This window comes from Variovorax soli NBRC 106424, from assembly GCF_001591385.1.
GTDB classification, from domain to species: Bacteria; Pseudomonadota; Gammaproteobacteria; order Burkholderiales; family Burkholderiaceae_C; genus Variovorax; species Variovorax soli.
This window is the reverse complement of the sequence record NZ_BCUU01000191.1, coordinates 1-3671: the sequence shown is the minus strand read 5'-3', so window position 1 is coordinate 3671 and position 3671 is coordinate 1. Positions and strand designations below refer to the sequence as shown.

Here is a 3671-nt window from a genome sequence, read left to right as displayed (position 1 = left end):
CGCGCGGCAGCAGGATGCGCAGCACCACCCAGCGGTCGGGCAGCAGCGGCAGCGCCAGGCGGTTGCCGGCGCCATCGGCGCGCGTGGCCAGGGTGCCGCGCAGCAGCGCGTCGGGCATGGCCCAGTGCAGGTGCACGCCGGCCGGGCGCGGCGTGCCGGGCGTGAAGGGGTCGGGCATGCCGTCTTCCGGGTTCTCCACGCCCTTGCCATTGGGGCCGGCCACCAGCATGGGCAGCCGCACCATGGCCTCGGTGCTGTTCGGCTGCACGTACAGCGCCTGCACGTCCATGGGCACCAGCAGGCGGTGCTCGCGCAGCAGGTACTTGTCCCAGGTGGAGATTTCGCGCACGTCCAGCTGCGCGCGGTCAGCAGCGAGGAAGCGCTTGCCGTAGGTCAGCTGGCGGACCTGCTCCGCCGCGAGCTTGGGTTGAGTGATGGAAGCCATTACGGATTCACCTTCGCCATCAGCGTCGTCTTCCAGTCGCTCAGGGGCACCGTCACCTTGAACTGGTCGAGCCCGTAGAACTTCTTGCCCTCCAGGTCCTTCGGGTCGCCGAACACCTGGCGGAAGGGAAAGCGCAGCATCTGCAGCGCGTACTCGTTGGGCTCCAGCGAGCCGCCCGAGTTGGGCGCCTTGGCCGCCAGGCGCTTGCGCAGCTCGGCCAGGTTGATCACGCCCGGCGCATTGCGGCGGAAGGGCACGTTGACCGAGTTGCCGGCCCCCAGCGGCGACGGCGGCGGCACGCCCGTGCCGGTGTTGCAGTCGCGCAGCTGCACCTTGGCCACATGCTGCCCCCGCTGCGCGCCGTCGGCCAGCCGCACGCCGAACTGGATGCCCTGGCGCGGCTCCTCGATGTGCACCACCGCGGGCACGCCGTCGAACAGCACCAGCAGCACGGCCGGCGCCAGGCGCTCCAGCCGCAGCACCTTGAGCCGGCTCGGGTCCGACTCGGCGGCGGTGGTGAGCGCGTCGTCGGGCAGCAGGTCGCGCGAATAGGCCCGCACATGCAGGTTGGGCCAGCCCGACACCAGCCGCGAACGCATGATGAAGCCGGTGATGCTGCCGCCATCGCCAGCCAGCTTCTTCTCGGCCCTGGGCTCGCGCACGTAGCGCTCGGCCGTGTCGACCTCATTGCGGATGTACGGGTACACCGCTTCCAGCTGCGCCCGGTCGGCGCTGGAGATGGTGCCGATGCTCAGGGCGCCCTGCACCAGCGCATCGGTCCACGCGCGGTCGATGTAGAAGAAGCGGATGGTCTCGATGGGCAGCAGCTGCGCATCGGGCACCAGGTAGTTGAAGGGCACGCCGTGCAACAGGCGCAGCCGCGCCATGAAGCGGCGCAGCTCGCGCGGCACCACGTTGTCGCCGTCGTCGGGGTCGTGGTCGGTGACATAGGCGGCGTAGTTGAGCGCCGCGGCCTGCGCCACGTCGAGGGCCGCGCTGGCGTCCATGAAGTTCTTCATCATTGCTCGCCCTCCTCCTGTTCGTCGCTGTCGACCCGCGCCTCGGCGCTTTCGATCAGGTCGTCCAATGCGTCGCGCTGCGGCGGTGGTGCCGCGGCGCCGGCGCCACGCTGCGCGCGCGGCTGGGTGGGCGACACCACCTTGGTGGCCGGCGGCATCGCCACCGACAGCGCATGGCTCAGCTCGGTCTGCAGGGCGCCGCGCAAGGTCGTCACGGCCTTGTCGTCGACCTTCATCACGCCGCCCTGGCTGGCGATGGGCACGCTGCTGCGCGCCAGGGCCGCCACCATGCCGATCTGCTCGCCGGTCTTCTTCAGCGCGGCCAGGTCCAGGCCGAGGCCGGCGGCCACCACCGCGTCGAGCTCGCCTTCCATCCTGATGGTGCGGCCCGGGTCGGCCACGGGCCGGCGCGGGCCCAGGATCTCGTCGGGGTGCCTGGCCATCTCGCCCACGGCCTGAATCGCCACGTAGCGGCCCAGGTCCACATAGGTGGTCGTGAGCTGCGGCAGCGCATACGGCAAGGTCTGCGCCAGGATCTCGCGCACGCGGCCCGCGCCGAACTGCTCGCTGCGGAAACGCATCGAAGCCGACACCACCGAGAGCTGCGACAAGGCCAGCAGCCGGCCGATCTCGAAGGCCGAGGCCAGCGAGAGGTCTTCGCGCCCGTCCGGCACCACGCGCCGCAGCTGGTCGGCCGAATGCGCCAGCGGCGCCATGGCCGGCCCCGGGTCGCGCTGGGTGGGCAGCGGCACGCAGGGGCCTCGGTACCAGGCGCGCACCGGGTCGCCGCGCCGGGTACGGTGGTCCAGGCCGATATGGCCGGTCTGCACCACCTCCGGGCCCGGGCCGGGCTTGGGCGGTGCCTCGGGCGGCGGCTCGGGCACGGTGCCCAGCAGGCCCACGTCCAGGTCTTCCATCAGGCTCTCGAAGGTGGCGCCCTCGTTGGTGGTGAAGGACCAGTGCGCCAGCACCGGAAAGCGCAGCACCTTCTCCATCGCGAAGGCCTGGATCGGCAGCCGGAAGCCGATGCCCATGGCATCGCGCACCAGCATCTTGGCGTCGGGATCGCGCGCCGCCATCTGCACCGCCTGGCCGGCCTGCATGCCGCTCCACTGCTGCGAGACCGAGGCCTGCGCCATCGAGGCCGCGCCGTCGAGCGTGCTGCCTACCTTGGCGACGGCCTGCTGGTTCTGCGTCTGACTGGCCTGCACGGCGCGCGGCGCACCGGCCGCCGCGGCACGGCCGGCCTGCAGCACGTTCGCCTTGGCCGGCAGCGCGAGGCCGCCCAGATCGACATTGCCCATCACCCGCGGGTCGGGCCCCACGGTGGGGTCGATCTGCGCCAGCGCCGACCAGTCCTGCGCCAGCGCCCATTCGAAGCTTTCGTTGAAGGGCTCGGGCGGCGGCAGCGCGCCGAGCTGGCCCTCGATGTTGACCAGGCAGGCCATGTAGCGCACCGCCTTGTTGTTGGCCTGGTCGAACACCGGCAGCCGGTTGGCCAGCACCACCGCCAGCCAGCCGTCGTCGTCGCCCATGGCCAGCTCGGTGTCGCTCACGTCCACATGCCGCACGTGGGTGAGCAGCTCCAGGTCCTGCTGGCACGGGAAGATCTTCTTCACCACCGACTCGGTCACCGCCAGGTACAGGCCCTCCTCCACGTCCTTGTCCGACGGATCGAGCAGCGTGGTGCCGGGCGTGACGCAGCTGGCGACCGCGGTGGCGGTGGAAAGTGCCGCCTCGCCCTCGGCCACCACCACCAGCGCCAGCCAGGGCGTGGAAGATGGCTTGACCTGGCCGGCCGGGTTGCGCTCCCACGGCAGCGTGCGGCGCTTGAGCACGATCTGCGGCAGCCGGTCGGCGAAGGCACCCTCGGCATTGGCCGGCGGAAAGGTCGACAGGATCTGGTCCGTCGGCATGGTGTAGCGCGGCGCCGAGACCGTCACATGCGTGGTCTCGGCCACCGCGTCGAAAGGCAGGCCGGTGTGCTCGGTCACGAGCTGGTACTTGCCGGCCGTGACCTTCGGCACCACGTTGGAGTGCAGGATGAAGTGGCCGATCTTGGGCGTGGTCATGCGGGGACTCCCTTGCGGCGGCCCTTGCCGCCACGCGTGGCGGGCCGGGTGGGTTGGCGTGTGGAACGTTCGGCGGGCTTCATCGGCGGCCGGGTGCTGGCCAGCGCCTTGGCCGCGCTGCGCTCGGCCGGCGCG

Annotated in this window: 3 protein-coding genes; all 3 read right to left on the bottom strand. The window is 71.5% G+C overall.

What is annotated here, in order from left to right:
- Positions 1-445: hypothetical protein (locus tag VSO01S_RS26115; protein WP_153305450.1), on the bottom strand; the 445-nt coding region annotated here is incomplete at its 3' end.
- Positions 445-1467 (bottom strand): hypothetical protein, encoded by a 1023-nt coding sequence (locus VSO01S_RS26110; RefSeq protein WP_068645668.1) that lies wholly within the window; start codon positions 1465-1467, stop codon positions 445-447. The genes VSO01S_RS26110 and VSO01S_RS26115, both read right to left, overlap by 1 nt.
- A complete protein-coding gene (locus tag VSO01S_RS26105; RefSeq protein WP_068645667.1) occupies positions 1464-3536 on the bottom strand; it encodes a hypothetical protein in 2073 nt (690 codons plus the stop codon). Before VSO01S_RS26105 ends, VSO01S_RS26110 begins: the two co-directional genes overlap by 4 nt.
- Positions 3537-3671: the final 135 nt, after the last annotated feature.

Coding starts and splice junctions, on each gene's coding strand:
- VSO01S_RS26105 (WP_068645667.1), bottom strand. CDS start 3,536: ATGACCACGCCCAAGATCGGCCACTTCATCCTGCACTCCAACGTGGTG.
- VSO01S_RS26110 (WP_068645668.1), bottom strand. CDS start 1,467: ATGATGAAGAACTTCATGGACGCCAGCGCGGCCCTCGACGTGGCGCAG.